Source organism: Sulfurimonas sp. (assembly GCF_029027585.1).
Taxonomy (GTDB): Bacteria; Campylobacterota; Campylobacteria; order Campylobacterales; family Sulfurimonadaceae; genus Sulfurimonas.
In genome coordinates this window covers 961,607-986,149 of the sequence record NZ_CP093397.1, presented here as the reverse complement: position 1 = coordinate 986,149, position 24,543 = coordinate 961,607, and the positions used below count along the sequence as shown (strand labels likewise).

Here is a 24,543-nt window from a genome sequence, read left to right as displayed (position 1 = left end):
TAATTATAACAAAAATAGATAAAAATAACAAATGGTGAGAATATGAGTAACTTTAAAAACAACCTAGCCTACGAAGCGAGTGCTGGAAGTGGTAAGACCTTTATGCTTGTGGTGCGTTATCTTAGTTTGCTGTTTAAAGGTGCTTCGGCATCTAAGATATTGGCTCTTACTTTTACAAATAAAGCGGCTTTTGAGATGAGTGAGAGAATTGTTTTGACTTTAGAAGAGTTGGCGAGTCGTGGTGAGTTGGATGTTATCTCTGAGGTTACGGGATATTCAAGAGAGCATCTGTTGGAGCGTCGTAAAAGTGTTTTAGATGAGTTTTTAAATGCAAATACTAAAATTATGACAATAGATAAATTTTTCTCTCAGATTTTACGAAAGTTTTCACTCTATGCTTCTTTGATGCCAGACTTTACAACCATGAACTCACAGCATGAACTTAAACTGCTTTCACGCTTTTTAAGTGAAATTAGAGATGCTAAGAAAAAAGATATACTCATTACTTTATCACTCCAGTCAAAAAAAAGACTTGGAGATATATTTTCACTTTTAGATGAGTTTTATATAAAACAAGAAGAGTTATCTCACCTAAAATTTAAAAAAGAAGAGTACCAACACTACGAAGCGATAGCTCTAGATGCTCTAGAAGGTTTACAAAATATTGTAAATAATTGTAGCGAGGCATCTGCGAGTTTGAAAAAAGCTGTTTTGGCTGAAGGTTTTGAAGAGTTAAAGGAAAAAACTTGGGTAGCAAAACCAACTTTAGAATACAGGGTTTTTAAAAAATGTTTTTCTCCTGAAATGGACATATATCTGAAAACAATTCAAGAAGCAGTTAAAAATCACACACAAGCAAAAGAGCAGAACTTTTTTTATGCTTTAAATGAGTTAGTTAGCATCTATACAAAAGCGAAAAAATCTTTGTATTGTGAAGATAGTGAACTAAGTTTTAATGATGTGACTGTTTTGGTGCATCATATTTTAAATCATGCTATTGATAGTGAGTTTTTATATTTTAGACTTGATGCAAAAATAGAGCATATTCTTTTAGATGAGTTTCAAGATACAAGTATTTTACAGTATGAAATTTTAAAACCTTTGATAGGTGAGATAGTATCTGGTAATGGGGCAAGTGAAGATGGAAGTTTCTTTTTTGTTGGAGATGTCAAACAGTCTATCTATCGTTTTCGTGGTGGAGTGAGTTCTTTGTTTGGCGAAGTTGTAAAAGAGTGTCGCACTGAAGTTGAGCCATTGCTTGTAAATTATCGTTCTCAAAAAGAGGTCATAAACTTTGTAAATGAAACCTTTAAAGACAAAATAAAAAACTATGCACCCCAAAGTGTACAAGCAGATGCAGATGCTGGTTATGTGGAAGTGCTTTGTAGTGAAGAGATTTTACAAGAGAGTTTAAAGCAAGTAAAGAACTTAATCTCTCTTGGAGCAGATATAAATGAAATCGCCATTCTTTGTGCTACAAATGGAGATGGTGAAAGTATAAAACAGCTTTTACAAGATGAAAAGATTGAGGTAGTAACGGAAACAACTACAAAACTGATAAATCAAAAAAGTGTAAAAGCAGTTTTAGAGTATTTTAAATATTTGTATTTTCAAAAAGATATATATAGACACAACTTTTTTGTCCTGATTGATGAAGAGATTCAGGAGTTAAAAAAGCTTGATTTTTCTAAAAATAAACTATTAGATATTGCAAAAAAAATCATACAAGAGTATAGACTTTTTAGTGATGATTTTCATTTGATTCGTTTTTTAGATGTTTTAGGCAAATACGAAGATATAGAAGCACTACTTTTTGAATACGAAAGGCTAGATGCTAGTGGTGCGGCATCTGATTTGAATGGTGTAAAAGTTTTAACTATTCACAAGTCAAAAGGTTTGGAGTATGAGCATGTTATAGTGATGGATAGATTAAAAAAAGTACCACCTGCAAGAAATAGTATTATTTATGAATATGACGGTATAAAACTACAAAATGTATATCTTCGCTCAAAAGGTAGAGATGCCATAGATACATCTTATGCACTTGTGCTTGAAAAAGAGAAGACTTTGGTAAAAGAGGACTCTTTAAATGCTCTGTATGTTGCCTTTACTAGAGCAAAAAGAAACCTTTTTCTTATTTCTAAAATGAAAAATTCTATTTTTGATATTTTAGAATTTAGTAGTTTTAGCAGTGGAAAACTATCTTTATCAAGTGTTAGTGATAGTGTAGATGCTAAAACAGTACAAAGGGTAGCATCTATGGAGTACAAAGAGTTGTATTACGGAACTCAAAGTGATATCTTAAAACTTCAAGACAATAGTGAAGAAGATTTAAAAGCCATAAACTTTGGTTTAGCACTTCACTATATGCTCGAAATGTTAGGTGATTTTACTCAAAAAAGCATAGCAGATGCTTCTCATATGATGATAAATAAATATGGCTTTTCGTTAGATGCAAACGAGATAAACGATATACAAAATAGAGTGTCAAATTTATTAGCATCTAGTGAGTTTTTATTTTTAGTATCTGGAGAGTGTTACAAAGAAAAAGCCATCAGGTATAAAAATAATCTTCGTTATATTGACCTTTTAGTTAAGAGTAAAGATGGAAGTTGGAATATTGTTGATTATAAAAGTTCTATGAATTTTAAAGAACATCATCTAAAACAAGTTAGGTATTATGTAAGAGCAGTTAAAGAGATAACAGGAGATGAAGTAGAAGGTTATATCTGTTATCTTATTGCAAATGAAGTAAAAATTATTAAGGTTTAAGTGTGATATTATCTTTTTTTGAAGGCTTTTTGTTGGGACTTGGGGCGGCTGTTCCTCTTGGACCTATAAATATACTCATTATGAATGAAGCAATTAAAAAATATAAAAATGGTGTTATGATAGGTCTTGGTGCGATGAGTGCTGATATGACTTATCTTTTTTTGATTGTTTTTGGTCTTATCTCTTATTTTAATCATCCAGAAATTTTAAAATACTTATCTATTTTTGGAGGTCTTTTTTTAATTTACTTAGCTTTGAATATATTTAAAAGTAAAGATAACAAGATTGCTAAGGTAAGTGAAAATATAGCAGATAAAAGTAGTATAAAGTTATACTTTAAAGGTTTTGCATTAACTTTTATAAATCCATATACAATAGGATTTTGGTTAAGTGTGTCAGGACATGCAGCTAGTAAAGAGTTAAGCATCTACGCAACACTTTTGGGAATGATAAGTGCAATTTTACTTTGGATAATTATAATGCCTTATTTTGTTCATAGGTCTAAGCATAAAATTTCTCAAAGAGTTTCGTATTGGATAAGTGTAGTATCTTCAATTATTTTACTAGGCTTTGGTCTATTTATGTTGTTTTAAACCTTAAACAAACCAAAAATTAAGCTAATTATAAGTTTATGAGGTTATACTTCCGTCACTAAATAAAACAAGAGGTTTTTGAATGAAATTTACAAAAATTGCAACTCCTGAACAGATTGACCAGAAATGGGTTCTAATCGATGCTGAGGGTAAAACTTTTGGTCGTATGATGACTGAAGTAGCTACTATTCTTCGTGGTAAGAGAAAAGTTTGTTGGACTCCAAATATTGACTGTGGTGACTATGTTGTTATCATTAACGCATCTAAGGCTCATTTTAACGGTCTTGGTAAAATTAACAATAAAGAGTATTTTTCTCATTCTGGTTACTTCGGTTCAACTAAGAGTGTTAAAATGACTGAACTTTTAGAAAAAAATCCTGAGAAGTTATTTAAATTAGCTGCTCGTGGTATGCTTCCTAAAACAAAACTAGGCGTTAAAATGCTTAAAAAATTAAAAATATATGCAGGTGCTGAACATCCTCACACTGCACAACTTGCTAAGTAAGGATTGATTTATGGCAACAAGAATATATGCAACAGGTAAGCGTAAAGCATCTATAGCAAAAGTATGGTTAACTCCAGGAAGTGGTAAGATTACAGTAAATGGTCTTTCATTAGACGCATGGTTAGGTGGACTTGAAGCTAAGAAGCTTCGTGTTAAACAACCATTAGTTCTTTCAAAACAAGGTGAATCGGTTGATATCGTAGCTACTACTTTAGGTGGTGGTTTTGGTGGTCAAGCAGATGCTCTTCGTCATGGTATCTCAAAAGCTCTTGTAGAGTTTGATCCAGCGATTAAAGCGATCCTTAAACCAGAAGGTATGATGACTCGTGACTCTCGTGTTGTTGAGCGTAAGAAACCAGGTAAGCGTAAAGCTCGTCGTTCTCGTCAGTTCTCAAAACGCTAGTATTTTCTACCCTTTTTTACCGATGCTTTTGCATTGGTAAAATCTTTATCCTTTCATAACAACAAATTAACACTTTTTTTTATATAATACACTTAAATAATTAAAAGGTATATTTATGAAAAAAATTATCATAGCTATTTGTGTAGTTATCGCAACAGTAGCAATCCTCCCCTTGTTGGCAACAAAGTTACTCAAGAAATTTTAACAACTAGAATAGATGTTTTAACTTCTAATGGGCTAGAGCTTAAAAATGCTAAAACAAACTCAACTTATCTCAAAACTAAAAATCATTATGAATTTTTACTCTCAGATGCTCCAAAGTTTATAAACTATTTAAATCAATATTCTGATGTTCAACTTCCTCCTTATGTAGATGCCATGATAGGTGGTGTGCTTGTTGGCGTGGATATTGAGTATAGTAACTTTCCTTTTGGTAGTGATATCTTAGTAGATATTTATCCTCTTTCTTTATCTGCAAATATGCAAAAAGAGATGCAAGAAGAAGATGCAAATTTTTATAAATATATAAAAAATCTTCTTGAGAGTAAGGGTGTTTTATATCATATAAGTTATTCACTTGCAGATAATTCTTTTTCTGGTTTTATCAAAAATATGGATGAAAATTATACTTTTGATAATGATACAAAGATGATTTTTAAACTAAGTGAAGCAACTTACTATGGTAAGGGTCCTCTTATTGCTCCAAAAAGTTTACAATCTCATATTTTAAAAATCAACCTAGAAATTAGTACAAAAAATGAAAAGATAAACTTGTTAATGAAAAATATCGCGTCTTCTTCAACTTTTGCCTCGAGTAGTACTTATGTATCTAGTGCAACTATTGAAACTTTTTCTATGAATATAAACGAGAAAAAAGGTGATATAACAACAATTGAAGTAGATGATGCTAAGTTTAATATTTCATCAAATACTCAAGGAGAAAAAGCAGAGTTTTATGCAAAAAGTTCTTTAAAAGAGTTTGAAATAAAATCAAAAAAAATAAATCTACTTTTATCAAAGCTTAACTACGATGTTGCTTTAACTGGAGTAGATAAAATAGCTTATGAGAAGTTTAGAAAACTAACTCTACACACAAAATCAAGTTATTCTAAAAAGTTTGAAAAAAAGATACAAGAGGCAGTAACAACAATTTTTTCAAAAGGCTTAACGCTCAATATCGCAGATTTTTCAATAAAAAAGTTCTCTTTTGATAATCAAGTTCCTATTGATGGCTTTAGTTTGATGAGTAAACTTGTTGTAAAGCAAGACCAAAATCTTGCAAAAAATATAAATAATTCTCCAGAATCATTAGTGAAAAATATTAAATTTGACTCAACCATAAAATTTTCAAAAGATTTTTTTATATTTATAAATAAAAAAGTACCAGTAACAAGTATGGCTAAATCTTTTGCTAAAGAAGAAGGTAATAATTTTGTTTTTGTAATTAAGTTTATAGATGGGCATCTTAGTGTAAACGATAAGCTAATAAAGTAAAAGCTATATAGTGCGATTTTTATTACTCTTTTTTTTATCTTTAAATATATTTGCTTCTACCTTGCATCTAGCAACATCAGCAAATCCTTCAAGATTAAATCCGCTACTCGCAACGGACTTAAGTTCTTCAGAGATAGCAGGATTTTTGTTTAACGGTTTAGTTAAGTTTGACAAAGATTCTTCTACTATCATCGGTGATTTGGCAAAAGAGTTTTACTATGAAAATGATACGACTCTTATTTTTAAACTACATAAAAATGTACTTTGGCATGATGGAAAAAAATTTAGTGCAAAAGATGTTCTTTTTACATATAAAACTTTAATCTCTCCAAGTGTTGTTTCTCCATACAGTGCAGCTTTTCGTTTTGTAAAAGATGTTCAAGTCATAGATGCTTATACTTTACGAGTGACTTATAAAAAACCATATTTTAAAGCCTTAGAAACTTGGATGATGGGTATTTTACCAGAGCATATTTTAAAAGATGAAAAAAACTTGATGAATTCCAAGTTTAACATAAACCCTATCGGTACAGGTGCCTATAAACTTCACCAACTAGAACATTCAAAAAATATAATTTTAGTAGCTTTTGATGATTATTTTGAAGGTAGAACAAAAATAGACAGAATCTCTTTTCATGTAATAGCAGACCCAATGACTCGCTTTTTGATGCTAAAATCAGGTGCTTTAGATATTGGTGGCATCGAGCCGATGCAGTATGAAAGACAGTTAAATGATGACTTTTTTAATAAGTTTAATATTTATGAAGAGATAAGTCACTCTTACACTTACTTAGGCTTTAATTTAAGAAAAGAAAAATTTAAAAATCCAAAAGTTAGACTTGCTCTATCTTTGGCGATAAATAGAGAGGAGATAGTTGATATCTTGTTCTTTAAACATGCTAAAGTTTGTACAGGACCTTTTCTCCCCGCTACAAAAGCTTTTAATCAAAATGTAAAAGCACCAAAACAAGATATACAAAAAGCAAAACAACTCTTAAAAGAAGCAGGTTATGATGAAAAAAATCCTTTTACTTTTGAGATAGTAACTTCAAATTCTAGTGCCATAAGACCTTACGCTGCACAGATACTTCAGCACCAGTTAAAAAAAGTTGGAGTTGAGGTTACTCTTCGAGTTATGGAATGGCAAGCATTTTTAAATATGGTAGTTTTTCCAAATAAGTTTGATAGTGTACTTCTAGGTTGGGGACTCTCTTCAACTCCAGACCCATATCTTTTTTGGCATAGTGACAATGATAAAAAGGGTGGCTTCAATCTCATAGGATATAAAAATCCAAAAATAGATAAGATGATAGAAGAATCACAAAGCATTATAGACAGAGAAAAACTAGGAAAGCTTTGGCGAGAAATGTTTAAAATTATAGTTAAAGACAACCCATATTTATTTTTATATATTCCAAATTCTATAACAACTGTAAATAAAAATATAAAGAATGTTGAGCCAAGTCTTAGTGGCATCTGGCATAATTATAGAAAATGGGAAAAAGATACTTACAAATAAGTTGCAGACCATAAATTATTTTAATAAAGAAGTGTAAGATGCATATAGACCTAACTCAAGGTGTAATAAAAGATCATATTGTAAAACTGGCAGTGCCGGCTGTTATTGGTTACTTTTTTCATACTATGTTTAATGTTACAGATACCATTTTTGCAGGTATGATATCTACACAGGCTCTTGCCGCATTATCTTTATCTGCGTCTATATTTTTTATGGTTTTGGCAATAGGTATCGGTATGAGTGAAGCCGTAACTTCTATAATAGGAAATGCCTTAGGTAAAAAGGATATAGCTAAAGCTCAACAAGTTCTGCTTAACTCCTTGGTCTTTGCCACTTTACTTTCCATAGTTTTAGCTATTGTGGGTATTTTTAGTGTTCCTTACCTCATAGATGCTCTTGGTGATCCTTCTTACACAAAAGAAACACTTGAGTATATAAATATTATTTTGTATGGCTCTATATTTTTTGTAGGGTCTTTTTTCTTAAATGCTATATTAACTGCTACTGGAGATACAGTTTCTTTTAGAAATATCCTTATTTTCACAGCCTTTTTAAATATTTTTTTAGATTATATTTTTATAAAAGTTTTTAGCATGGGCGTTAGTGCTATTGCTTTAGCAACTATAATTTCAGAAGCTATTACTCTTATTTATCTGTTTTATAAAGTAAGAAAAACTAAACTTTGGTGTGGATTTTCTGAGTTGATATTTGATATAAAACATTATGAAAGAACTCTTAAAACAAGGCTTTCCACCAAGTGTAAATATGTTTATGATGGCATTTGGTATGTACATAATAACCTATTTTGTGGCACCCTTTGGTAAAGAGGCAGTAGCGGCATTTGGTATAGGTATGAGGATAGAACAGATATTTTTAATGCCAGTTATCGGTATAAATATAGCTGCTCTTGCCATCATCTCTCAAAACAATGGTGCTAAATCTTACAGTCGTATTCCTAAGACTGTTAAACTGTCAGTTCGTTATGGATGGATAATCTCAACCATAGGAGTTAGTTCTTTTTTACTATTTGCAAATTATTTTGTTTCGCTGATGACTTCTGATCCACTAGTTATAAAAGAGGCTGCTTTGTACCTTCGTGTAGCTGGTTTTGCTTCTTATGGTTTTGTTGTAATCTTTGTCTATATCGCGATGCTCCAAGGTATAGCAAGACCAGCTATCATCTTTCCTCTAAGTGTTTTTAGGCAACTCATAGCCCCTGTTGTTCTTTTTAGCATCTTAAGTATTTTTAACTTTGGTATCTTTTCTATGTGGCTAGGGCTAGATATAATCATCTTTAGCTCAGCCCTCTTTTTATGGTTTTATGGAGAAAAAAAATTGAAACAGCTTCGCTAGAAGTAAATCTAACGAGTCATTAGACAAAATATATAATTGTTTATTTATGATAAAATATGATGAATGGAATCACCTCTGAACTGAAAAGATAAGTAGTAAAATTAAAGGAAAAAAAATGTTAAATATATTTATTGAGGCGATAAAAGAAAAAAAGTTGATAGAAGTCACTTTTATTGCAAAAAAAGACAATGTGAATAGAACAAGAAAATGCGTACCTTTTGATTATGCTTGTGGTAAACGAGATAAAAATCAGATACAAAAATATCAGCTATATGATTTAGATAGTCCTAACGGAAGACATAATTTGGCACTAGAAGAAAATCAAATAATCAATTTGGTAAAATTAGATGAAATTTTTAATCCAGCTGACTATATCTCTTGGGAAACTAATTGGGAAATAGCTAGAGATTGGGATGAATATTCATGAATGAAATTAAAGTAGAACTTGAAAATTGTTATGGAATTAACAAATTAAGTTATACATTTGATTTTAGGGATAGAAAAATTTATTCTATCTATGCTCCCAATGGGGTGATGAAAACATCATTTGCCAAAACATTTAAAGACCTTAGTCAAAATAAAGATTCACTGGATCTAATGTTTCCTGACAAAACTACAATCAGAAATATAAAAGATGAACTAGGTACAGACATTTTACCTGATAATATATTTGTAATAGAATCATACAAAGAACAATTTTCTGATGGTAAAATATCTACTTTACTTGTAAATGAAGAATTAAAAACTAGATATGATGAGATACATTCTGTAATTGATGAAGCAAAAAAATTATTATTTGTAGAACTTAAAATATTATCAGGTTTAACTAAAACAAGTGATAATATTCAAAAAGAAATTATCAATAGTTTTGATAGTGATTTTTTTGAAACACTTGAAGAGTTAGAGGAAACTATTCTTGCTGGTGAAGCAGAATATAGTACTATTAAATATAATGAAATTTTTAATAGTAAAGTACTTACATTTTTAAAGACTACTGGGGTTAGTGATATTATAGTTGAATATATTGAAAGATATAATGAGTTGTTAAGTGATTCACCATACTTTCAATCTACATTTAATCTATCACATGTAACCAAAGTGCAAAAGCAACTTGAACAAAATCATTTTTTTACTGCGGGGCATTCTGTAAATATGTTCGATGGAGAGAATACTACTACTATACCTAATACTGCCGAACTGGAAGAACTAATTAGAGTAGAAAAAGTAGCAATATTTAGCGATGCGAGATTACAAACTATATATAATAAGATAGACACTAAAATAAAGAACAAAGAACTAGAACAGTTCCGTGACTACCTATTAACTAATAGAGAAATATTAACTGAACTTGTTGATATAGATAGTTTTTCAAAAAAGCTTTGGATTTCTTATTTTATTACCAATGCAGCTTTATATACTGCTCTTTTGGCTAAATACCGTATAGGGAAAGAAGAAATAGCAGAAATAGTACAAAGTGCAAAAGAGCAGGAAACTACTTGGGAAAATGTAATAAAAATATTTAATGAAAGATTTTCCGTTGCATTTTCATTAAAAATAAATAATCAAGATGATGTAATTCTGAAAGATACAACACCTAGTTTAGATTTTATTTTTAAAGACTTATTAACAGGAGAAACAGTAGAAAAAACTAGGAGTGAACTTTTTGAGGTTTTAAGTTTAGGAGAAAGAAGAGCTTTTTATTTGTTAAATATAATTTTTGAAGTTGAAGTTAGAAAGCAGAATCAACAAGAAACTCTTTTTATAGTTGATGATATAGCAGACTCTTTTGATTACAAAAACAAATATGCGATTATTGAATATTTAAAAGATATATCTAAATTTGATTTCTTTTCGCAGATAATACTAACTCATAATTTTGATTTTTACCGAACAATTAGTAGTCGTCTACTTATTTCAGGAAATAAAAAACTAAATGTTTTAAAAACTAATCAAAAAATAGATTTACTCCGAGAAAAATATCAAAACAATCCATTTCTGCATTGGAAAGATAACTTAGAAAAAAATGATATTATGTTAATTGCATCAATCCCTTTCATAAGAAATTTATCTGAATATTGTACTGGTACAAATAGCAATGAATATAATAAATTAACATCATTATTGCATGTCAAAGAAGATACAAAAAATTTAAATATTACTGATTTAGGAGTAATATATAAAAATATATTAATTGATAAAAGTACATTGGTATTAAACAATGGGAATATAAAAGTTATTGATTTAATATATAGTCTTAGTGATGAGATAGTCATAGATACCAGTGAAATAATGGAATTAGAAATTAAAATTGTATTAGCAATTGCCATAAGATTAAAAACAGAAGATTTTATGATATTAAGTATTTCTGATGATACATTTATGACAGAAGTATATTCAAGTGGGAAAGCACAGTTTTATCCAATCTTTACAGAATATCAGAGAAAATTTAGTACAGAAAAAAATTCTATAAAATTAATAGAGCAAGTTAATTTAATGACACCTGAGAATATACACCTAAATGCTTTTATGTATGAACCAATTTTAGATATGTCTAATCATCATCTAAAAAAATTATATACTGATATAAGTGATTTATCAAATTAAGGAAACTTATAATGCCAACTAAAACAACAATAAAATGCCCAAATTGTAACACAGATATAGATGTAAACGATATACTTTATCATCAATTAGAAGATGAACTGAAACAAAAAAATATATCTGAACAAAAAAAACTAAGAGATGAAGTAGAAGCTAAACGAAAAGAGTATAAACAAGCATTTGATACTTTAAAAGTTCAAGAAGAAGCCATCAAAGAACAACAAGAGAAGTTTGATGAAGAGCTCAAAAAAGCGACACAAATACAACTAAAAATTGAAAAACAGAAACTTCAAGAGAGTATAAAAAAAGAGTTAGAAGAAGAACAGAGTGAGTCTATTGCATTACTAAAGAAAGAACTTGATGAGAAGTCAAATCAAGTAAAAGAGTTAAATAAGTCTAAGGCTGAGATAGAGAAGTTAAAAAGAGAAAAAGAAGAGATAACTTCAAAGGTTCAAGCAGAAGCAGAGATAGCTTTAACTCAAAGGCTTCAAGTTGAAAAACAGGCGATTCAAAAAGCTTCAGATGAACAAAATGAACTTAAATTAAAACAAAAAGAAGAACAACTCAAGCAACTTCAAGAGCAGTTACAAATAGCACAAAGAAAAGCTGAACAAGGAAGTATGCAACTCCAAGGTGAAGTTCAAGAGTTGGCGATAGAAGAGTATCTTGCAGATAAGTATCCTTTTGATGTAATTGAGGAGATTAAAAAAGGAGCTAGGGGTGCTGATTGTATTCAAATAGTGCATACTAGAGAAGTTCAAAACTGTGGAAAGATTTATTATGAGAGTAAACGGACTAAGGATTTTCAAAAAACTTGGATAGAAAAGTTTAAAGCAGATATGCGAGAAAAGAGTGTAGATGTTGGCGTTTTAGTAACAGAGGTTTTACCATCTGCTTTGGAGAGAATGGGTTTAGTTGATGGTGTTTGGGTTTGTACTTTTGAAGAGTTTAAAGGTTTATCTTCTGTGTTAAGAGATGGTGTCATCAAAATAAATCACGCTAAAAAAAGTGAAGAAAATAAAACAGATAAGATGAGTCTGCTCTATGGCTATTTAACAAGTACAGAGTTTAGTATGCAGATAGAAGCAATAGTTGAAGGCTTTACAACCATGAAAACTGACTTGGAAACTGAAAAACGCTCAATGGCTAGGATTTGGAAACAAAGAGATAAGCAGATAGAAAAAGTTCTTGACAATACTATTGGTATGTATGGTTCCATAAAAGGTATAGCAGGGAACGCTATAGGTAATGTTAAGGCTTTGGAATTACCTTATAGTGATGAGGAAGATGTATAGATGCAAAAAAAAATGATTATACTTTTTGACTTAGATGGGACACTTATAGATTCTACAGATGCTATAGTTAGTACCTTTCATCACTCTTTTGATGTTCACGAAACCACTCATCCCTCTGATGAAAAGATAATGGCTCTTATTGGTTATCCTCTTGATATTATGTATGCTAAATTAGGAATAAATGAAGAAGAAGTTTGGGATTTTGTTGCTACATATAAAGAAGAGTATAGAAAAATTTCTACCCTAAAAACCACACTTTTAAAAAATGCAAAAGAGGCTGTGAAAGAAGCAAGTGAGTTTGCAACACTTGGAATAGTAACAACAAAAACTGGTAAATATTCTAAAGTTCTGATGGAGTATTTTGACCTGATGCAATACTTTGAAGTTTTGATAGGTAGAGAAGATGTAGAGTTTCCAAAACCAGATGCCCAGCCAATAATAAAAGCTTTAGAAATACTAGATGCAAAGGGCAGAGAAGTCTGGATGATAGGCGATACAAAATTAGACCTCATTTCTGCTAAAAATGCAAATGTAAATTCCATCGGAGTTTTAAGTGGTTATGACAATATAGATGTTTTAAAACAATATACAAATATAATATTTAATGATTCACTTGAAGCTATTAGGCATCTAAAGAATAAGAATATATCAACTTTCAACTACTCTTAAGAGCAACTTCTCTAAAATACGCTACATTAGAACTGAAAATTCTTATACAATAAAAAGAAGGAGAATATATGCTAGAAATTAGATGGCATAGTCGTGCTGGTCAAGGTGCTGTAACAGGTGCAAAAGGTTTAGCAAATGTTATTTCTACAACTGGTAAAGAAGTACAAGCTTTCGCCTTTTACGGGTCTGCTAAGCGTGGAGCTGCGATGACAGCCTATAATCGTGTTGATGATAAAGTTATTATGAATCATGAAAAATATATGGAACCAGATTATGTATTTGTTATTGATCCTGCTTTAGCACTTACTACTGATGTTACTATTAGTGGTAAAGAAAATACAAAATATATTATTACTTCTCACTTAAGTACGGAAGAGTTAATTAAAGCTCAACCAAAACTAGAAGGAAAAGAAGTTTATACTGTTGATTGTATTAAAATTTCTCAAGAAACTATTGGTCGTGCGATTCCAAATACACCAATGCTTGGTGCGTTTATGAAAATTTCTGGGATGTATGATATAGAATTTTTTAAAGAAAGCATGAAAAAAGTTTTAGGTAAATTACCACAGAAAATTATTGATGGTAATATGCTAGCAATTCAACGCGCATATGACGAAGTAAAGTAAAGGAGTTATGATGATGAAAAAAGGATGGGATGAGTTTGAAATCGGAGCAATGCTTCGTACATTCGATGGAAGCATTACGGACATTGCTGCAACTAGTCAAGAAGATCGTTCTTACTCACAAAGTAGTTCATATACAGCAAGTGTTGCTGATTGGCGATTAATTAAGCCAATTTTTAACAAAGATTACTGTATTGACTGTCAATTTTGTTGGATTTATTGTCCAGATGTTTCAATTATATCAAGAGATAAAAAAATGGTTGGTATAGATATGGACCACTGTAAGGGTTGTGGAATTTGTGCTGAGGTTTGTCCAACAAATCCAAAATCACTTATAATGTTCCCAGAACAAGCAGAAGAAGAAGCAGAAATCACTTCGTGGCCTGCAAAAGATGAGGAGAAATAGTAATGGCATTTGATAAAATGGAATTAATCGATATAGAAGTATGGGATGGTAACTTTGCAGCGGCACAAGCACTAAGACAGTGTCAGGTTGATGTTGTTGCGGCTTACCCTATTACTCCATCAACTCCTATTGTTGAGGGTTATGCAAAATTCAAGTCTGATAACTATATTGAGGGTGAATTTGTAATGGTTGAGTCTGAGCATGCTGCAATGTCTGCATGTATTGGTGCTTCTGCGGCTGGTGGTCGTGTTGCAACTGCTACATCTTCTCAAGGTCTTGCTCTTATGGTAGAAACACTTTACCAAGCATCTGGTATGCGTTTACCAATAGTTCTTAACCTTGTAAATCGTGCATTAGCTGCACCACTAAATGTTAATGGTGATCACTCTGACATGTATTTATGTCGTGACGCTGGTTGGATTCAACTTGGTGCCTTTTCTCCACAAGAAGCTTATGACTTAAACTTCGTTGCTTTTAAAGTTTCTGAAGACCATGGTATTAGACTTCCAATAGTTGTAAATCAGGATGGTTTTATGACATCTCATACAGCTCAGGGTGTAAAAACTATGGATGATGACACAGCATTTAATTTTGTTGGTACTTATAAACCAATGAACGATATGCTTGATTTTGAACATCCTGTAACTCATGGAGTACAAACTGAAGAAGATTGGCACTTTGAGCATAAAGCTCGTCAACATAATGACCTTATGACAAAAGTAAGCCCTAAAATTGATGAAGTATTTGCAGATTTTGCAAAGCTAACTGGTCGTCAATATAATCAAGTTGAGTGCTATGATATGGAAGATTCTGATGTTGCAGTATTTTGTTTAGGTACTTCAGTTGAAACAGCTCGTGAAGTTGCAACTGAGATGAGAGCAAAAGGCATTAAAGCTGGTGTTGTAGGTCTTCGTGTAATTCGTCCTTTCCCATTTATGGCAGTTCGAGCAGCACTTGAAAATATAAAAGCAGTAGCAGTTCTTGACCGTTCATCTCCAAATGGTGCGGCAGGAGCAATGTTTAACGAGGTTGCTGGTTCACTTATCAATACTGATTCAAAAGTATTACTTTCTGGATATGTTTATGGTCTAGGTGGTCGTGACTTAACTAAGAAACATTTAGTTGATCTTTATACTGAGCTTCAAGCAAATGCTGACGCTGGTAAATTAACTACTCAACAACAACAGTTTATCGGTGTTCGTGGACCGAAACTAACATACTTATAAGGAGAAGAAAATGAGTGAAATGAAAAAAATTAAAAATTTAAAAGAGTTCTCAACTTCTGCTGATAGATTTGAAGGTGCAAACCTTTTATGTCCAGGTTGTGCTCACTCTATCATTGTTCGTGAAGTTTTAAATGCAACAAATAACGATTTAGTATTAGCTGCTTCAACTGGTTGTCTAGAAGTTTGTACTGCTGTTTATCCATATACATCTTGGGATGCATCTTGGATTCATATCGGTTTTGAAAATAGTTCAACTGCTGTTTCTGGTGCTGAAGCAATGTACAATGCACTTAAAACAAAAGGTCGTCTAAAGCAGCCTGATCGTAAACCTAAGTTTGTAGCTTTTGGTGGAGATGGTTCATCTTATGATATCGGTTTTCAGTGGATTTCTGGCTGTATGGAAAGAAACCACGATATGATGTATGTTGTTCTGGACAATGAAGTATATGCAAACACAGGTGGTCAGCGTTCAAGCTCGACTCCTATTGGTTCATCTGCTACAACTTCACCTGCTGGTTCAATCTCTTATGGTGAAAAAAGAAACAAAAAAGATATGCTAGGTATCATGGCAGCTCATAATATTCCATATGCAGCGCAAGTTGCTCCAAATAAATGGAAAGATATGATTAAGAAAATCCAAAAAGGTTTTGCAACAGAGGGTGCCGTATTTATCAATGCAGTATCTCCATGTACAACTGAGTGGAAATTTGATCCTAAAGATACAATGCTGTTAGCTGATTTATCAACTGATTCATTAGTATTCCCACTTTATGAAGTGATTCAAGGTAAAGAGTGGAATATCACTTACAGACCTAAAAATGTTGTGCCTGTTGAAGAGTATTTAGCAGCACAAGGGCGTTTCAAGCACCTTTTTAAAGATGAGTACAAGTACTTAATCAAAGAGTGGCAAGAAAGAGTAGATGCTAACTGGGCGTATCTACAACGCCGTGAAGAAGCAAAAGTTTAAAAAAAGCTTTTAGCTTAGGCGCATCTTGCGTCTAACTCAGACACGGCAGGCTATTAGCCTAGCCTTAGTCTGAGTTAAACACAATCTGCACCAAATCTAAAACTTTTTAGATTTTCTAAATAATCTTTTAACTTCAATAAATCTAAATCAAAATCTGATACAATACCTTAAATAAATATGAAATAAAATTAAGGAATTATATATGCCATTATTAGACTCTTTTACAGTTGACCATACAATCATGCCAGCTCCTGCTGTTCGTAAAGCTAAAGGAATGAAAACTCCATCTGGAGATGATATAACAGTTTATGATTTGCGTTTTGTAAAGCCAAATGAAGAAGTGCTTTCATCAGAAGGTATTCACACTTTAGAGCATCTGTTTGCTGGTTTTATGAGAGATCATTTAAACTCTAAAAATACTGAAATCATTGACCTATCGCCAATGGGATGCAGAACAGGTTTTTATATGAGTGTGCTTGGTACACCAGATGAAGAAGTAGTCGCAGATGCATGGGAAGCTTCTATGAAAGATATATTAAATGTTAAAGAACAGAAAGATATACCAGAATTAAATATTTATCAATGTGGAACTTACAAAATGCATTCTCTCTCAGATGCAAAAGATATAGCATCTACCATTCTTCGTAAAGACATTGACATAATGGATAACGATGCTCTAGCTTTGGATTTATCAAAAGTAGACCAATAGATGTATATCTTACTGCCTATGGATTCTGAAGAAGTACAAGTTGCTACATTAACAAGACTAGACGATGTGAAAATTTGGACTCAGATACTTGTTGAAGAAGGTGAGTTGGTTGAAGTACTTCACGCAAAAGAAAAAGATGGTTTCCAAAACTTTAGTGAGTGTGTTGTTGTGGTAAATGACAATGAATATGTTTGGCCGTTTATGGAGCTTAACATGATGGTTTTAGTTGCACACACGCAAAGAAGTATAGATGCTATAGTTGAAGCATATCTTTTTAAAGAACTGCACGATTTAGCTTACTAAATATTATGAATTTAGAACAGTTTTCTCAGCTTTTTACTCCTTTACCAGGGAATCATTACTTGGAAGTTTGCACAAAAGAAGATGAAGTGACTAAACTTTTATCTTCTATGATGGATAAAGTAGATGGGGAATTGAGTGTAGTTTTATATGATGAGCAAAACCTAAATTTCTCACAACCCTTTCGTGCGATGCCAAGAGAGCATGATATGGTTATATTAAAAGATGTTTTTTCAAAACATGAAAATCAAAAAATGATTTTAAAACTCTCCTACTTAACACTTGCTAACACAGCGAATGTAATCATTTTAGAAAAAAAAGGCATCTTAGACCTAGAAGCGATTAAAACTCTCTTGGAAGAGATGGAGTTTCGTGCAGCAAATGAGATAGATATTATAGATGGATATGATCTCATTATGGCAAAAAAGATGCATATGTGGGGCAATGGTCTTTAATGTCATTTAATGACAAGTTGCATAGAATAATTTTAAGTGATGATGGAACATATACAGCTTATTCAAAAGAATACGATGAACATTATCACTCAACAAAAGATGGTGCTTTAAACGAGTCACTTTTAAAGCATGTTGAACCAGCATTTAGTATTTTAAAAAATAAAGATGAGATAAATATTTTAGATATTTGTTATGGGCTTGGTTTTAACACTTTAGCTACTCTTTATTATCATAAAAAAAACTCTTTGATTTCTAAAATAAATATTTACTCTCCAGAACTAGATGCCACTCTTTTATCTTCTTTAAATAATTTCACATATCCAAAAGAGTTTGAAAATTTAAAAGAGATTATTTATAAGCTTTGCGAAGATGGTATTTATGATGATGAGTTTTTTCATATAGAAGTTTTTGTAGGAGATGCAAGAGAGTATGTTAGAAAATTCACAAACAAATTTGACATAGTCTATCAAGATGCTTTTTCACCAAGTTCAAATCCGACTCTTTGGACTTTGGAATATTTTGAAGATTTGAAAAAAGCTATGAGAGAAGAGGGTATCTTAACAACTTATTCTATTTCCTTAGCAACTAGACTTGCTCTTTGGCAGAATGGTTTTAATATCTATATAAATAGTTCCAAAAATATAAGAGCTTCAACGGTAGCATCTATACAAAAATTGCAAAATTTCAAAGAAGTAGATATGCCTCATAAAATATCTTGTAATCCAGATGCTAAACCACTAAGAGATTAATATCTAGCGCTTATAGCATCTACATCGTCCCAACTAAGAGCACCTTTCTGATGAGAGATTATGTGTGAAACATATCTTGCAAACATATCTGTTTCTATATTTACTTTTGTTCCTTTTTTATAGTTTTTAAAGAGTGTTTCTCTCATTGTAATGGGGATGATAGTTAGTCTAAAATTATCGATATTTACATCATTAACAGTTAAACTTACTCCATCAATGGTAATAGAACCTTTAGGTACAATATAAGGAATAGATTTTTTATCAACATTTATAAAGACATCAAAAGAATTTCCGCTATTTCTTACTTCTTTTATAGTTCCAATAGCATCTATATGTCCTTGAACTATATGCCCTTCAAATCTATCGCCCATCATCATTGCCGGTTCTATATGAACTTCATTTTTAAAGTTTTCTAAGGCTAGATGCTTTTGTGATTCTGGAGATAGTTCTACACTAAAACCATCAGAAAAAAGTTTTACAACACTTAAGCACGCACCATTTATAGCTATGGAATCACCAAGTTTTGCTTTGTATTTTGACCTTATGCTTAAGTCACTTCCGATGAAGCTTTTAATTGTTGCTATTTCTCTTATTAAACCTGTAAACATACTTTCTCCTAAAAAACTATTTTACCATCATTTTGCAAGTTTTTGATGATTTCTTTGGCTTTAGTGTGACCCTTATAAGCAGCTTTTCTACACAAATCAAGTGCCTTATCATGGTCTTGTTCACAGCCAAAACCTTGATCATAAAGTTGACCTAAATTATATAAACCTTCTCCAATGCCACCATCTGCCGCTTTTTTAAAACATAAAAAGCATCTAGATTCATCTACTTCTACACCATGACCATCTTTATATAGTACACCAAGATTATTAAAAGATTCAAGATGTCCTCTTTTTGCTCCCTCTTCATACCAAAAAGCAGCTTCTGAGTAGTTTTGTAAACACCCAAGACCACGCTCTAACATAAGAGCTACTTCATACATAGCAGGTGGAACTTCTAACTCAGCTGCCTGCATGTGAAGTTCATGAGCCTTAAACTGGTCATGCTCTACGCCACATAAACCATTCATATATAAAATAGCTAAATTAAAAATAGCATAAGGTTGTTTAAGCTCGGCTGCCTTTTCATAGTACTCAACTACTTTTTTATCATCTCTTTGGCAAGCTATAGCATTTTGATACATAAATCCTAGAGATGTCATAGCATCTGCATTTGTAGATGCTAACTCTGTGTAAAGCTCAAATGCTGTTTTAAAGTCTTCTTTGTTATATGCTTCATGTGCTTTTTTTATCATAATTATTTAAATACCTCGAGTAATCTTTATATATTATGCAAATCATACTGAAAAATGATAAAATTCGATTTAAATAAGGAAATTATAAATGAATTATGATGTAATAGTAGTTGGTGGTGGACATGCTGGTATAGAAGCGGCCCTAGCATCTGCGAGAATAGGTAACAAAACTTTAATGATTTCAATGCTGGCAGAAAATGTTGGAGCGACAAGCTGTAATCCTGCTATTGGTGGTTTAGCAAAAGGACATCTAGTTCGTGAGTTAGACGCACTTGGTGGCGAAATGGGCTTACTTACTGATGAAGCAGGGATACAGTTTCGTATATTAAACCAAACTAAAGGTCCAGCAGTTCGTGGAAGTCGTGCGCAAATAGATATGGACAAATACAGAGTAATCGCTAGAAATACTATTTTAAATACTTCAAATTTAGATTTAGTTCAAGAAATGGTTGAAAGTTTAATCATTGAACAAGAAATTGTTAAGGGTGTAAAAACTGACCTACTTAATGAATATAGAGCAAAAAAAGTCATCATAACAAGTGGAACATTTTTAAAAGGCATTATTCATATTGGTGAAGTGCAACAGGTTGGTGGTCGTTTTGGTGAACAGACAAGTGTTGGGCTTAGTGATTCTCTTAGAGATGATTGTTCATTAAATATGGCAAGACTTAAAACAGGAACTTGTGCGAGAATAGATAGTTCAACTATTGATTTTAGTGTTATGGAAGAACAAGGTGGAGATGAATTACCAAGTCCATTTAGTTTTAGAACATCTCGTGAGGAGTTTAGAGCAACAAAAAAGCAACTTCCATGTTTCATAGCTTACACAAATGAAAATACTCATAATATCATAGAATCAAATTTTTATAGAGCACCACTTTTTACAGGTCAAATAGAAGGAAAAAGTCCAAGATATTGCCCAAGTATTGAAGATAAAGTTAGTAAGTTCCGTGATAAAGATAGACATCACCTTTTTATAGAACCACAAACAATGGACAACACAGAGTGCTACATAAATGGTATGAGCACATCTTTACCTCCAGAAGTTCAAAGAGAGATGATTCAATCAATAGAGGGTATGCAAAATGCAAAAATTGTGCGTTATGGCTATGCCATAGAGTATGATTTTGTAGATCCAAGAGAACTTAAACACTCTCTTGAAACTAAAAAAATAAGCGGACTCTATTTAGCTGGACAAATTAATGGAACAACAGGTTATGAAGAAGCAGCCGCACAAGGGCTTATGGCGGGGATAAATGCATCTCTTTCGCTTCAAGGTAAAGAGCCTCTTATACTTAGAAGAGATGAAGCCTATATAGGTGTTTTGATTGATGATTTAGTAACAAAAGGAACAAACGAGCCTTACCGTATGTTTACTTCTCGCGCGGAGTATAGACTTTTACTTCGAGAAGAATCAGCAGATACAAGACTTAGTAAATATGGACATGAACTAGGTCTTTTAAGTGATGAGTTTTATGAGGGTGTTAAACTGAAAAACAAACAAATTAAAGAGGGTGCTTTACTTTTAGAAAATACAAAGTTTACTCCAAATAAAGAGTTTATATCTGTTTTAGAGGAAATGGGAGAGGCACCTATAAAAGATATATCAACTGCACAACAACTAGTTGCAAGAAAATCGTTTGATGTGGCGAAGATGATAAAAATAGTTCCAGAATTAGCGATACATAATGATTATATAAAAGAAGAAATTTTTGTAGAAGGAAAGTATTCTCGTTATGTTGAGAAACAAACTCAAGAGATACAAAGAATGAAAAAGTATTTAAAAATCAAGATTCCAGATGGGTTTGATTTTAAAATAGTAAGTGGTTTATCTAATGAAATAGTAGAAAAACTTGAAACTTTTAATCCTCCAACTCTTCAAGCTGCGATGCAAATAAGTGGTATAACCCCAGCAGCAATAGAGATACTTCATATATATATAAAAATTGCACAAAAAAGAGAGAGAAATGCACAATCCTAAAATATACTACTATGTACACACAGGGCATCGAATAGGTTTAGATAGGTTTAGAAGAGCGTGTACAATACTTAGACTTTTTAAAGATGTTGATATAACACTTCTTTGTTCTGATTTTCGTATAGCGCAAGTTGCTTGTGACTTTGGGATTGAGAAAAGTGTAGGGATTGATGTTGTTAGAAATATTCCCCAAATTGCAAATAATGGGGATAAACTTATTTTTGATTCTGATGAAGCAAACCCAATAATGCTTGAAGATATGAAACAATATTTTTCTTCTTTTTTACATATAAAAAATGAGATGGTAGTAGTAGATGATAAATATTTCGAGAAGGTCGATAAAACTATAGAGATGTCACTTTTTTTTGGTGATGATGATTATGAAAAAGATTTAGAGAAAAATTTTTCTTTTTTTGATGGATTAGATTTAGACTTACAGTTAGGATTTTATTATTTTTTAGATTATGAAGATATGCTAAGAGAAAAATTTCCTAAACATCATGAGTTTGAAGAATATGATGAACTGATTACAAAATCAAAAATTTTAATCACACCATCCCCTCAAGCTGTTTTAGAAAATCTTGCATCTGGAGGAAAACCTATTTATATTCAAAGAGAAGATTATACTGATAAGTATCAAAAAATATTTGATAAACTAAATATTCCTGTTATAAAAGGTTATGATAAAAAAGAACTTGTGATGGTGCTAGAAGATTTACACACTCGTGAGTATTACCAAGTGCAACAAAAGGGCTCTCAAACATATAAATTTATAAAAGAAAACTTAAATTTATGATTACTTAAAAGTAATTTAGTATATAATAAGCCTTTAAAAATTCACACTAAAGTGAGCAGATATGCAAAACAGTAGCCGTAGAGGTTTTATGGGGAAAGCATTTGGTGCCGTTGCGGCAGTAGGTGCAGTAGGTTCATTGGTTGCAATGAAGAGTAGTTGGGATCCACTTCCAAGCGTTAAAGCAGCAGGTTTTACAACTCTTGATATGAGTATATATGAAGAGGGTGTTATGGTTACAGAGAAATGGAGAGGGAAGCCAATCTTTGTACTTAAAAAATCTGCAGCAGTAATGGAAACAGAAAAGGGCAACGAAGCAGCTGAAGCTAGAAACATTAAAATTGGCGATGCTAACTTTATGGTTGCTATTGGTCTTTGTACACACCTAGGCTGTATTCCAGCATTTAGACCAGCAGAAAATGATTTTTTATGTGCATGTCATGGTGGACAATTTTACGCATCTGGTCTAGTAAAAAAAGTACCACCACCACGCGGCTTAGATATACCTCCATTTAAAATTGAGGGAAATACATTGGTTTTAGGTGAAGTTGGTCCAGAGTTCAAAAAGATGAAAGAAACTGGCGTTACGCTATAGAAAGGGGAGAGTAAATGGCACATTTTACAAAGGCAACAAGTGTTAAAGATTGGTTAAACCAACGATTGGCAATTGAAAAAGTTGAAAAAGTTATGGCATCTGAGTATTGGATTCCGAAAAATATAAACTTCTTGTGGGCGATGGGTATGGTTCTTGTAATCACTTTCGTTTTTCTTTTAGTTTCAGGTATATTCTTATTGATGTACTATGTACCAACTGTTGAGGGTGCATTTTACAGTGTAAACTACACTATCATGAGAGAAGTTGGTTTTGGTTGGTTATGGCGACATGTTCATGGTGTTGCGGCATCTGTTGTTTTCTTAATCATGTATATTCACATGTTTACAGGTATCTACTACGGTTCTTATAAAAAAGGTCGTGAGATGATTTGGTTAACGGGAATGTTATTATTTATCGCATTTTCAACTGAAGCATTTTCAGGGTATATGTTACCATGGGGTCAAATGAGTTACTGGGCAGGTATGGTTATTACTAACCTTTTCTCTGGTGGTTCTTTACACGCTGATGGACTTGTTGAGTGGATTCGTGGGGATTATGTTCCTGCTCAAGCATTCTTAGGTCGTTTCTTTATGCTTCATGTACTTCTTGTACCTATAGCGATTATGGGTCTTATTGGTCTTCATTTTGCTGCACTAAGAATTCCTCATGTTAATAATCAAGATGGTGAAGAGATTGATTTTGATGCTGAGTCTAAAAAATATTTAGCTGGCGATAAAGCTGGTAGTAAAGTTATGCGTTTTGCAAATGACTTTATGTCTAAAGATATGATGGTTGTTGGAATTTATTTAATATTCTTCTTCTATCTTGTGTTTTATAACTATGGTTTCGCTATGGACCCTGTAAACTTTGACCCTGCTGATGGACTTAAGACACCAGCACATATTTATCCTGAGTGGTACTTCTTATGGTCGTATGAAATTCTTCGTCCATTCTCTATTGATACAGGTTTAATATTATTTGCTTTTGCACAAGGTATCTTTGTTGGTTTACCATTCTTAGATAGAAGTCCAAATGCTGTTCCTGCAAACCGTCGTGGACTATTTAAAATATGGTTCTGGTTAATGCTGAGTAACATGATTGTTCTTACGGCTATGGGTAAATTACCTCCAGAAGGTATATTTAGTCAAATCGGTTTAGTTTCGGCTATATTATTTGTTGCTATGTGGGTAATTTTACCAATCATTACAACATTTGAAAAAAAGTTATAGGGAGATAAG

The 24,543-nt window shown here is 32.1% G+C and carries 26 protein-coding genes; 24 read left to right on the top strand and 2 right to left on the bottom strand.

The annotated features are described in order from the left end of the window. Window positions 1–42 precede the first annotated feature (42 nt). The 20 genes from MOV50_RS05155 to MOV50_RS05060 all read left to right on the top strand — a co-directional run bounded on the left by MOV50_RS05155 (window position 43) and on the right by MOV50_RS05060 (window position 18,639). Window positions 43–2,772, top strand: coding sequence for a RecB-like helicase (locus MOV50_RS05155; protein WP_321779332.1), 2,730 nt, complete (start codon window positions 43–45; stop codon window positions 2,770–2,772). Window positions 2,773–2,774: 2 nt separating this feature from the next. Next, window positions 2,775–3,365, top strand: a complete 591-nt coding sequence (locus MOV50_RS05150) for a LysE family translocator (RefSeq protein ID WP_321779331.1) — start codon at window positions 2,775–2,777, stop codon at window positions 3,363–3,365. Window positions 3,366–3,447: 82 nt separating this feature from the next. Next, window positions 3,448–3,870 (top strand): 50S ribosomal protein L13, encoded by a 423-nt coding sequence (gene rplM, locus MOV50_RS05145; protein WP_321779330.1) that lies wholly within the window; start codon window positions 3,448–3,450, stop codon window positions 3,868–3,870. 10 nt (window positions 3,871–3,880) lie between these two features. Then, window positions 3,881–4,273 (top strand): 30S ribosomal protein S9, encoded by a 393-nt coding sequence (gene rpsI / locus MOV50_RS05140; RefSeq protein ID WP_321779329.1) that lies wholly within the window; start codon window positions 3,881–3,883, stop codon window positions 4,271–4,273. Window positions 4,274–4,411: 138 nt separating this feature from the next. Beyond that, the gene (locus MOV50_RS05135) at window positions 4,412–5,767 is read left to right on the top strand and encodes a hypothetical protein (protein WP_321779328.1); all 1,356 of its coding nucleotides are present in this window, start codon (window positions 4,412–4,414) and stop codon (window positions 5,765–5,767) included. A 10-nt stretch (window positions 5,768–5,777) separates the two neighbouring features. After that, window positions 5,778–7,286 carry a peptide-binding protein gene (locus MOV50_RS05130; RefSeq protein ID WP_321779327.1) on the top strand — a complete coding sequence of 503 codons (1,509 nt, stop codon included), beginning with the start codon at window positions 5,778–5,780 and terminating at the stop codon, window positions 7,284–7,286. A gap of 38 nt (window positions 7,287–7,324) precedes the next feature. Continuing rightward, window positions 7,325–8,110: an MATE family efflux transporter gene (locus MOV50_RS05125; RefSeq protein WP_321779326.1), complete on the top strand. Its 786-nt coding sequence runs from the start codon at window positions 7,325–7,327 to the stop codon at window positions 8,108–8,110. Continuing rightward, complete coding sequence (locus tag MOV50_RS05120; RefSeq protein WP_321779325.1) at window positions 8,073–8,639, top strand: MATE family efflux transporter; 567 nt, start codon at window positions 8,073–8,075, stop codon at window positions 8,637–8,639. Before MOV50_RS05125 ends, MOV50_RS05120 begins: the two co-directional genes overlap by 38 nt. Before the next feature lie 115 nt (window positions 8,640–8,754). Continuing rightward, the gene (locus MOV50_RS05115; RefSeq protein WP_321779324.1) at window positions 8,755–9,066 is read left to right on the top strand and encodes a hypothetical protein; all 312 of its coding nucleotides are present in this window, start codon (window positions 8,755–8,757) and stop codon (window positions 9,064–9,066) included. After that, window positions 9,063–11,243, top strand: a complete 2,181-nt coding sequence (locus MOV50_RS05110) for a hypothetical protein (RefSeq protein ID WP_321779323.1) — start codon at window positions 9,063–9,065, stop codon at window positions 11,241–11,243. Before MOV50_RS05115 ends, MOV50_RS05110 begins: the two co-directional genes overlap by 4 nt. Before the next feature lie 11 nt (window positions 11,244–11,254). Next, window positions 11,255–12,535: a DUF2130 domain-containing protein gene (locus MOV50_RS05105; RefSeq protein ID WP_321779322.1), complete on the top strand. Its 1,281-nt coding sequence runs from the start codon at window positions 11,255–11,257 to the stop codon at window positions 12,533–12,535. Between the two features lie 12 nt (window positions 12,536–12,547). Continuing rightward, on the top strand, window positions 12,548–13,204 hold the full coding sequence (locus tag MOV50_RS05100; RefSeq protein WP_321779639.1) for an HAD family hydrolase: 657 nt from the start codon (window positions 12,548–12,550) through the stop codon (window positions 13,202–13,204). A gap of 68 nt (window positions 13,205–13,272) precedes the next feature. After that, on the top strand, window positions 13,273–13,830 hold the full coding sequence (locus MOV50_RS05095; RefSeq protein WP_321779321.1) for a pyruvate flavodoxin oxidoreductase subunit gamma: 558 nt from the start codon (window positions 13,273–13,275) through the stop codon (window positions 13,828–13,830). A 10-nt stretch (window positions 13,831–13,840) separates the two neighbouring features. Further along, window positions 13,841–14,233, top strand: a complete 393-nt coding sequence (locus MOV50_RS05090) for a 4Fe-4S dicluster-binding protein (protein ID WP_321779320.1) — start codon at window positions 13,841–13,843, stop codon at window positions 14,231–14,233. A 2-nt stretch (window positions 14,234–14,235) separates the two neighbouring features. Further along, a complete protein-coding gene (locus MOV50_RS05085) occupies window positions 14,236–15,459 on the top strand; it encodes a 2-oxoacid:ferredoxin oxidoreductase subunit alpha (protein WP_321779319.1) in 1,224 nt (407 codons plus the stop codon). A 10-nt stretch (window positions 15,460–15,469) separates the two neighbouring features. Further along, complete coding sequence (locus MOV50_RS05080) at window positions 15,470–16,426, top strand: thiamine pyrophosphate-dependent enzyme (protein WP_321779318.1); 957 nt, start codon at window positions 15,470–15,472, stop codon at window positions 16,424–16,426. A 202-nt stretch (window positions 16,427–16,628) separates the two neighbouring features. Then, a complete protein-coding gene (luxS, locus tag MOV50_RS05075; protein WP_321779317.1) occupies window positions 16,629–17,135 on the top strand; it encodes an S-ribosylhomocysteine lyase in 507 nt (168 codons plus the stop codon). Next, entirely contained in the window at window positions 17,136–17,438 is a 303-nt protein-coding gene (locus tag MOV50_RS05070; protein ID WP_321779316.1) for a hypothetical protein, read from the top strand. 5 nt (window positions 17,439–17,443) lie between these two features. After that, a complete protein-coding gene (locus MOV50_RS05065) occupies window positions 17,444–17,890 on the top strand; it encodes a hypothetical protein (RefSeq protein WP_321779315.1) in 447 nt (148 codons plus the stop codon). Continuing rightward, window positions 17,890–18,639 (top strand): tRNA (5-methylaminomethyl-2-thiouridine)(34)-methyltransferase MnmD, encoded by a 750-nt coding sequence (locus tag MOV50_RS05060; protein ID WP_321779314.1) that lies wholly within the window; start codon window positions 17,890–17,892, stop codon window positions 18,637–18,639. The genes MOV50_RS05065 and MOV50_RS05060 overlap by 1 nt, the downstream gene beginning before the upstream one ends. Here the strand turns inward: MOV50_RS05060 and ribE are convergent. Both ribE and MOV50_RS05050 read right to left on the bottom strand, forming a co-directional pair. Then, window positions 18,636–19,247, bottom strand: a complete 612-nt coding sequence (gene ribE, locus MOV50_RS05055; RefSeq protein ID WP_321779313.1) for a riboflavin synthase — start codon at window positions 19,245–19,247, stop codon at window positions 18,636–18,638. The two genes, MOV50_RS05060 and ribE, sit on opposite strands and share 4 nt — an antisense overlap. Window positions 19,248–19,255: 8 nt before the next feature. Next, window positions 19,256–19,939, bottom strand: a complete 684-nt coding sequence (locus MOV50_RS05050) for a tetratricopeptide repeat protein (RefSeq protein ID WP_321779312.1) — start codon at window positions 19,937–19,939, stop codon at window positions 19,256–19,258. A gap of 88 nt (window positions 19,940–20,027) precedes the next feature. Between MOV50_RS05050 and mnmG the strand changes: the two genes are divergently transcribed. The 4 genes from mnmG (at window position 20,028) to MOV50_RS05030 (ending at window position 24,534) form a co-directional block, all read left to right on the top strand. Next, the gene (gene mnmG, locus MOV50_RS05045; protein WP_321779311.1) at window positions 20,028–21,920 is read left to right on the top strand and encodes a tRNA uridine-5-carboxymethylaminomethyl(34) synthesis enzyme MnmG; all 1,893 of its coding nucleotides are present in this window, start codon (window positions 20,028–20,030) and stop codon (window positions 21,918–21,920) included. Further along, the gene (locus tag MOV50_RS05040) at window positions 21,907–22,713 is read left to right on the top strand and encodes a hypothetical protein (RefSeq protein ID WP_321779310.1); all 807 of its coding nucleotides are present in this window, start codon (window positions 21,907–21,909) and stop codon (window positions 22,711–22,713) included. Before mnmG ends, MOV50_RS05040 begins: the two co-directional genes overlap by 14 nt. 61 nt (window positions 22,714–22,774) lie before the next feature. Further along, the gene (petA, locus tag MOV50_RS05035; RefSeq protein ID WP_321779309.1) at window positions 22,775–23,305 is read left to right on the top strand and encodes a ubiquinol-cytochrome c reductase iron-sulfur subunit; all 531 of its coding nucleotides are present in this window, start codon (window positions 22,775–22,777) and stop codon (window positions 23,303–23,305) included. 14 nt (window positions 23,306–23,319) lie between these two features. Further along, entirely contained in the window at window positions 23,320–24,534 is a 1,215-nt protein-coding gene (locus MOV50_RS05030; protein WP_321779308.1) for a cytochrome bc complex cytochrome b subunit, read from the top strand. Window positions 24,535–24,543 lie beyond the last annotated feature (9 nt).

What these genes read in the sequence shown, in the direction of transcription:
- rplM (WP_321779330.1), top strand. Translation starts at nt 3,448, where the DNA reads ATGAAATTTACAAAAATTGCAACTCCTGAACAGATTGACCAGAAATGG.
- MOV50_RS05050 (WP_321779312.1), bottom strand. Translation starts at nt 19,939, where the DNA reads ATGATAAAAAAAGCACATGAAGCATATAACAAAGAAGACTTTAAAACA.
- MOV50_RS05155 (WP_321779332.1), top strand. Translation starts at nt 43, where the DNA reads ATGAGTAACTTTAAAAACAACCTAGCCTACGAAGCGAGTGCTGGAAGT.
- MOV50_RS05030 (WP_321779308.1), top strand. Translation starts at nt 23,320, where the DNA reads ATGGCACATTTTACAAAGGCAACAAGTGTTAAAGATTGGTTAAACCAA.
- MOV50_RS05110 (WP_321779323.1), top strand. Translation starts at nt 9,063, where the DNA reads ATGAATGAAATTAAAGTAGAACTTGAAAATTGTTATGGAATTAACAAA.
- MOV50_RS05095 (WP_321779321.1), top strand. Translation starts at nt 13,273, where the DNA reads ATGCTAGAAATTAGATGGCATAGTCGTGCTGGTCAAGGTGCTGTAACA.
- luxS (WP_321779317.1), top strand. Translation starts at nt 16,629, where the DNA reads ATGCCATTATTAGACTCTTTTACAGTTGACCATACAATCATGCCAGCT.
- MOV50_RS05080 (WP_321779318.1), top strand. Translation starts at nt 15,470, where the DNA reads ATGAGTGAAATGAAAAAAATTAAAAATTTAAAAGAGTTCTCAACTTCT.
- rpsI (WP_321779329.1), top strand. Translation starts at nt 3,881, where the DNA reads ATGGCAACAAGAATATATGCAACAGGTAAGCGTAAAGCATCTATAGCA.
- mnmG (WP_321779311.1), top strand. Translation starts at nt 20,028, where the DNA reads ATGAATTATGATGTAATAGTAGTTGGTGGTGGACATGCTGGTATAGAA.
- petA (WP_321779309.1), top strand. Translation starts at nt 22,775, where the DNA reads ATGCAAAACAGTAGCCGTAGAGGTTTTATGGGGAAAGCATTTGGTGCC.
- MOV50_RS05120 (WP_321779325.1), top strand. Translation starts at nt 8,073, where the DNA reads ATGTACATAATAACCTATTTTGTGGCACCCTTTGGTAAAGAGGCAGTA.
- MOV50_RS05060 (WP_321779314.1), top strand. Translation starts at nt 17,890, where the DNA reads ATGTCATTTAATGACAAGTTGCATAGAATAATTTTAAGTGATGATGGA.
- MOV50_RS05085 (WP_321779319.1), top strand. Translation starts at nt 14,236, where the DNA reads ATGGCATTTGATAAAATGGAATTAATCGATATAGAAGTATGGGATGGT.
- ribE (WP_321779313.1), bottom strand. Translation starts at nt 19,247, where the DNA reads ATGTTTACAGGTTTAATAAGAGAAATAGCAACAATTAAAAGCTTCATC.
- MOV50_RS05090 (WP_321779320.1), top strand. Translation starts at nt 13,841, where the DNA reads ATGATGAAAAAAGGATGGGATGAGTTTGAAATCGGAGCAATGCTTCGT.
- MOV50_RS05070 (WP_321779316.1), top strand. Translation starts at nt 17,136, where the DNA reads ATGTATATCTTACTGCCTATGGATTCTGAAGAAGTACAAGTTGCTACA.
- MOV50_RS05040 (WP_321779310.1), top strand. Translation starts at nt 21,907, where the DNA reads ATGCACAATCCTAAAATATACTACTATGTACACACAGGGCATCGAATA.
- MOV50_RS05065 (WP_321779315.1), top strand. Translation starts at nt 17,444, where the DNA reads ATGAATTTAGAACAGTTTTCTCAGCTTTTTACTCCTTTACCAGGGAAT.
- MOV50_RS05125 (WP_321779326.1), top strand. Translation starts at nt 7,325, where the DNA reads ATGCATATAGACCTAACTCAAGGTGTAATAAAAGATCATATTGTAAAA.
- MOV50_RS05105 (WP_321779322.1), top strand. Translation starts at nt 11,255, where the DNA reads ATGCCAACTAAAACAACAATAAAATGCCCAAATTGTAACACAGATATA.
- MOV50_RS05115 (WP_321779324.1), top strand. Translation starts at nt 8,755, where the DNA reads ATGTTAAATATATTTATTGAGGCGATAAAAGAAAAAAAGTTGATAGAA.
- MOV50_RS05100 (WP_321779639.1), top strand. Translation starts at nt 12,548, where the DNA reads ATGATTATACTTTTTGACTTAGATGGGACACTTATAGATTCTACAGAT.